The 3,422-nt window shown below is 43.1% G+C and carries 6 protein-coding genes and 2 pseudogenes; 7 read left to right on the top strand and 1 reads right to left on the bottom strand.

Annotated elements, in window-relative coordinates; translation table 11 throughout:
- The 5 genes and pseudogenes from ACEW8P_RS16445 to ACEW8P_RS16425 form a co-directional block, all read left to right on the top strand.
- A pseudogene (locus ACEW8P_RS16445) lies at nucleotides 1-199 on the top strand (serine hydrolase); the annotation flags it as partial.
- 133 nt (nucleotides 200-332) lie between these two features.
- Nucleotides 333-686 carry a hypothetical protein gene (locus tag ACEW8P_RS16440; protein ID WP_373514164.1) on the top strand — a complete coding sequence of 118 codons (354 nt, stop codon included), beginning with the start codon at nucleotides 333-335 and terminating at the stop codon, nucleotides 684-686.
- Complete coding sequence (locus ACEW8P_RS16435; protein ID WP_373514163.1) at nucleotides 683-1,132, top strand: hypothetical protein; 450 nt, start codon at nucleotides 683-685, stop codon at nucleotides 1,130-1,132. Before ACEW8P_RS16440 ends, ACEW8P_RS16435 begins: the two co-directional genes overlap by 4 nt.
- Before the next feature lie 35 nt (nucleotides 1,133-1,167).
- Nucleotides 1,168-1,467, top strand: a pseudogene (locus tag ACEW8P_RS16430) (HigA family addiction module antitoxin).
- 40 nt (nucleotides 1,468-1,507) lie between these two features.
- Nucleotides 1,508-2,146, top strand: coding sequence for an HD family hydrolase (locus tag ACEW8P_RS16425; RefSeq protein WP_373514162.1), 639 nt, complete (start codon nucleotides 1,508-1,510; stop codon nucleotides 2,144-2,146).
- Here ACEW8P_RS16425 and ACEW8P_RS16420 read toward each other — a convergent pair whose 3' ends face one another.
- Nucleotides 2,147-2,296 carry a hypothetical protein gene (locus tag ACEW8P_RS16420; protein ID WP_373514161.1) on the bottom strand — a complete coding sequence of 50 codons (150 nt, stop codon included), beginning with the start codon at nucleotides 2,294-2,296 and terminating at the stop codon, nucleotides 2,147-2,149.
- Nucleotides 2,297-2,541: 245 nt separating this feature from the next.
- On the opposite strand from ACEW8P_RS16420, the gene ACEW8P_RS16415 reads away from it, so the two are divergent.
- Nucleotides 2,542-2,709: a hypothetical protein gene (locus tag ACEW8P_RS16415; protein ID WP_373514160.1), complete on the top strand. Its 168-nt coding sequence runs from the start codon at nucleotides 2,542-2,544 to the stop codon at nucleotides 2,707-2,709.
- 25 nt (nucleotides 2,710-2,734) lie between these two features.
- On the top strand, nucleotides 2,735-3,163 hold the full coding sequence (locus tag ACEW8P_RS16410; protein WP_373514159.1) for a hypothetical protein: 429 nt from the start codon (nucleotides 2,735-2,737) through the stop codon (nucleotides 3,161-3,163).
- Nucleotides 3,164-3,422: the final 259 nt, after the last annotated feature.

The raw sequence follows: 3,422 nt of genomic DNA, 5'->3' as shown, positions 1-3,422 counted from the left end.
CGTCGTCAACCCCATCGGCCACGACCGCGGCCTGGGCAGCGTGGGGAAGTTCAAATGGGGCGGGTACTTCAACACCAACTACTTCGCCGACCCGCAGGAAAAAATCGTGGCCGTGCTGATGAAGCAAACGCAGAGTGTGGGCGGCGATACGAGTGAAGCGACTTTTGTTCGGATGATTTATCAGGCGCTGGATGATTGAGGAGAGGGCAGGGAAATACTGGCCCAAATAAAAAAATGACTATTTTTGGATTGCCCGCATGGAATATAAGCATCAGGCTGAATACAATGATCTGTCGGTAACGTGTCCCCCAACTGATTACACAGCAAGCAACATGGAACCCGTTTATCGCTGGGTTTTTGGTAAAATTGAAGACGAAAGGAATTTCATCCCTCAGTTTCTCAAAAATCCAAAGCGATTCCTGACTGAGGATGATTTAACCAAATGCAAAGCTCTGGGTCTGTCTCTGTTCAATGACCTGGAAGGCTCCATCGAGAGGTTCAACGAATTAAAGAAATATATTGGCGATAAGGTTTATGGGACGTTAGGAGACAGAGTTGCGATTGGAAAGTTAGTTGACATCGAAGGTGTAAATGGTGAAATAGAACGACTGGGCCATTTTACTCATCACTCAGCAGTTGCCGCCGACTATACCCATAACTTCATCTTAAGCGAGAAAGAGCTATGAAAAATATCAAAGGAACAAAGTTAGATACATTAGAAGGAACGACTGAGAAACTAGGGGATTTGCTGTACCACGAAGGGCCGCTCCTCTCGCTTTTTGTCAACTCCGACGATTCTAACTCCTATTACCTTTATAAATGGACAGATTGTGACGAAACCGTCAATAGGTGGCTAGTCGTTCAACTTTCTTCTAATGAGTTGAAAAAGTTCTTTGATAAGAAAAAATCCCTGCGAGCTATTTTCCAGACTAATCCTAAACTGTATCTTGTAGATATAGATAATCAAGTAGCTGTCAAAAGGGTACAATCTTGCCCCGCGACAGCACTTCCCGAAGCGTATTTGCCAAGAAAAGATTCAATGTTTGTAGAAGAGACGTTTACCGAATTTGCCGATGAATTCAGGCTATTCCTAACAGATACAGGAAAAAAGAAAGTAGTAAAATTGGTTTGATTGGCCTGAGTAACGCTGATGAGTACAACCGGAATATGGAACAATTACCTCATATACACCCAGGAGAAATCTTGCAGGAAGAGTTTTTGATTCCTCTACAAATCACCGCGTACAAGCTCGCCAAAGACCTCGGCATTCCTCAGACCCGCATATCAGAAATCTTGAAAGAAAACCGACGAATCACGGCGGATACCGCTTTGCGGTTGAGCTACTATTTTGGAAATTCCCCGAAATAGTAGCTTGGATTACAGGATGATTATGATTTGGAAGAAGAGTTAGCCAGCAAAAAGGATAATTTGGAAAGTATTAGGCGGTTTGAAGTAGGTGTAGTTTGATGTTTCACATAGACTACCATATTGGGGATAGACCAAGGAATTGCAAAAATTAGAAAATTTCTTAACAATTTACAGGACAATGCAGGCAGACAATTTAATGAAACAAGTAAATTTCATAAAAGAGATTGACAAGTTAAAATACATTCAACGCAAAACTAAATTATTCAACAGCGACCGACACGAAAATGACGCCGAACACAGTTGGCATTTGGCCATGATGACCATTGTGTTGGCCGAGCATTCAGACAAGCCCATAGACGTGTTGAAAGTCTTGAAAATGGTTTTAATCCACGATCTTGTAGAAATTGATGCGGGTGACACCTTTATTTACGACACCCAAAAAAACCACACCAATACGGAACAAGAACTTAAAGCTGCCAAACGTATATTTGGACTTTTGCCAGCCGAACAGGCCGAAGAGTTCTTAGCCATTTGGGAAGAATTTGAAGAAGGTAGTACGGATAATGCCAAATTTGCAAAATCAATGGACAGGTTTGAACCATTGCTGCAAAACACTTCAAATAATGGCGGAACCTGGAAGGAATTCAATGTGCCCTATCAAAAAGTATATGACAAGAAAAAAGCAATTAAAAACGGCTCGTCTGCCATTTGGGACTATGCCGAGGGTTTGATCAATGAAAGTGTGGACAAAGGCATTTTGATAAAGCAAACGGACTGATCAGGCAGTAGGCTTCGGCGGGGTAATCCACATTGGCACGACCGTTGGCTGGGCAGCGTGGGGAAGTAAAACTGGGGCGGGTACTTCAACACCAACTACTTCGCCGACCCGCAGGAAAAAATCGTGGCCGTGCTGATGAAGCAAACGCAAAGTGTAGGCGGCGATACCAGCGAGGCGACTTTTATTCGGATGATTTATCAGGCGTTGGATGATTGAAACATTATTCGCTGACGCCGCCCAGAGAGCTATCGCTTAGTCGTAGCCGGTCCGTCGGTGCGGTTCCATTTGGCGGAGCTGAGCGACCTGCTGGATTCAGAGCGAGCGAAAAGTAGTGTTACACTTTTTTTGTGTAATAACTTCACAAAAGCTATATTTGAAAAGGTATCCAGTAAAAAATGAAAAGGCGATCAAGAACCGAAGAGTTGATAGAGAAAATCAAGATTCGGTTGAGCGAGTTAGATTTCCTACTAATGCTTCCTCCTGATGAGATTGAAGATGAGGAGTTTGACAAGCTTGGCGAAGAAGCTATCAGACTGAGAGACACCTTGAAAATGCTGGAATAGTGAATACCAGTCAAACACGGAAATTATGAGAGAGCCAATAAAAAAAGGGTTGGACAACTACCTTTCTGAAATGAGGAAAGCATCCAAACAAGACATCCCGAAAGTCCGTAAGCGTTTTGCTGATTGGTACCGAACGCTGCCGATAGAAGACCAGGCGCAAATGCGGCCCTTCTGGCAAGATGTCAAGGAATCCGCAAAAGCAGCCATTGAGGAAATCAACGCTTCCCTGGCGGAATTAAAATCCTTGAAAGAAGCTAAACTCGTTGTAGGAAACTCTGAATATAGCTTGGATGAGTGGATTACGATTTCAGACTACTCCCGACGTCATAATTTGAAAGCAAGCCGCGTTCAGAACTGGATTACACGAGGTGTAATTCCACCTGATAAAGTTGTAGTTGTGCCGCAGCTTAATTCTTTAAAACTAGTAAAAGATGAGGTTTATAAGTTGGCGTGAATGCCTATATGTCGCAAGGTCTATAGAGGCACAGACAACAGTGAAGGGAGAAACAAATTTTTCCATCAGGAAGCAACTGCCAAACTGAAAATAGTATGGATAATAATGAAAATCATAAGAGTAGTCTTTATATAAAATGGATATATTCAATTGGGATGGGCGCATTTTTGCTCTTCCTATTGGGATGCGAGCCTAATCTGGATCAAGAACAGGAGAAGCTAAAAGAGGGTCTGGAGGTCGGGCATAAGAGTCTCTACGG

The sequence above is a fragment of the Persicitalea sp. genome (assembly GCF_041751555.1).
Taxonomy (GTDB): domain Bacteria; phylum Bacteroidota; class Bacteroidia; order Cytophagales; family Spirosomataceae; genus Persicitalea.
The sequence above is the reverse complement of the archived record's forward strand: the minus strand, read 5'-3'. Positions and strand labels throughout refer to the sequence as shown.